General features: G+C 65.2%; 1 protein-coding gene. It reads right to left on the reverse strand.

Annotated features, from left to right (window positions below; genetic code table 11):
- On the reverse strand, positions 1 to 1278 hold a 1278-nt coding region (locus ACIGKQ_RS25335; protein WP_396575183.1), incomplete at its 3' end, for a transposase.
- Positions 1279 to 1414 lie beyond the last annotated feature (136 nt).

A 1414-nucleotide genomic window follows, 5' to 3' on the forward strand; every position in this document is an offset into this window, starting at 1 on the left:
CTCGGCGCTGGTGGTGGATGTGTTGCGGCGCAGCTCGTCTGCTGCGTCGCGGGCGGCCTGACCGGGTGGGATGCGTTCTTTGCGGCGATGTGGCCGCCGGCTGCTGGAGGCGCCGGCCTTGGCCAGGGTGTCGAGTGCGACGACGTGCCCGTGATCACGCACCTGCGCTCCCGACCCCGCAGCAGCCAGTCGGTGACGGGCTATCACGATGCCCGAAACGGTGGCGATATCGATGTGCCCGTCGCCGAGGCGCTCGTTCACGGTGACCTCACTCATCGCCACCTCCGGCGGCACCGAGTACTGATTGCCTCGCCACGCCACCAGTGCCTGGCGAGACACGGTGCGCGTCTCGGTCACCGTGGCCGGATACGGCGCGGTGGGCGGCGGTCTCAGGGGTTCGCGTTTGGCCACGGTGATCACACTCGCCCGACCATCAGAGGTGGGGCGCATCCGCACATCCGAGCGGGTGCGGCAGAACGTATCGCAGCTGGTTTGCGCCTGCTCGGCAGTGACCTCATCGGGCAGGGTTCGCCACCACCGTTGCGCGGCAGTGTGATTGGACTTCTCCACCACACCTTTGCGGTTGCCTCGACGGGGTGGGCACACCTGCACTGCTACTCCGTAGTGTTTGGCGACGCCGGCGAATTCGGCGGTCAAAGCACCGGTCGAGGGGTGACATACCGTGGCCATCCGGTCAAAGCGCCATGACTTGGTGACCCCACCGAGTCGGCGGGTGATGCGGTCGATACCGGCGATCACCTGTGGTCGGGTCATATCCGGGGCCAGATAGCCGCGCCACTTGCCCGAATGCGCCAACGACCCGACGAGTAGATATGCTGTTGAACCCCAAGCCCATTCGGTCGGTGGGTTCGGCAGCTCCACCCAATCCCATTGGGTCTCTTCACCCGGCGGGTGCTCGATGATCGCATTTGCCCGTTCGGTGACCTGGGCACAGTCGGCACACTTCGGTCGCAGACCGCGCTGACGGATCTGACGGGTGAGCGTCTGATAGGACTGGGTGTAGCCGAGATTCTCGAGTTCGTCGCACAGCGTGCGCGACCACAGATGCGGATCTTCGCCCAGCCTGGCCGTCACATAGGCCATGAACGGTTCGAACGGATCGGTCTGCGGCTTCTTGCGTTCGCCCGGGGTGCGCTCACCGTTGAGGTAGGCCCGGATCGTCTTGCGGTCGTGGCCGGTGTGGCGGGCGATCGCCGAGATCGTCCACCCCCGTTTGTGCAGTGCGTGTACTTCCACATCGTTCTCCCGTGTCAACATGAAAGCGGGCCTCCCGAGGTAGCTGGTGAGTGGTCAGAGACCATCAGCATCACGGGAGGCCCGCCTACTCTGGCGGAGCCACACGGGTGGGGAATTTAGGTGAGCATCAGTGGGGAATTTCGATGAGCGCCGTCAC

The organism is Gordonia sp. NPDC062954, assembly GCF_044543825.1.
Taxonomy (GTDB): domain Bacteria; phylum Actinomycetota; class Actinomycetes; order Mycobacteriales; family Mycobacteriaceae; genus Gordonia; species Gordonia tangerina.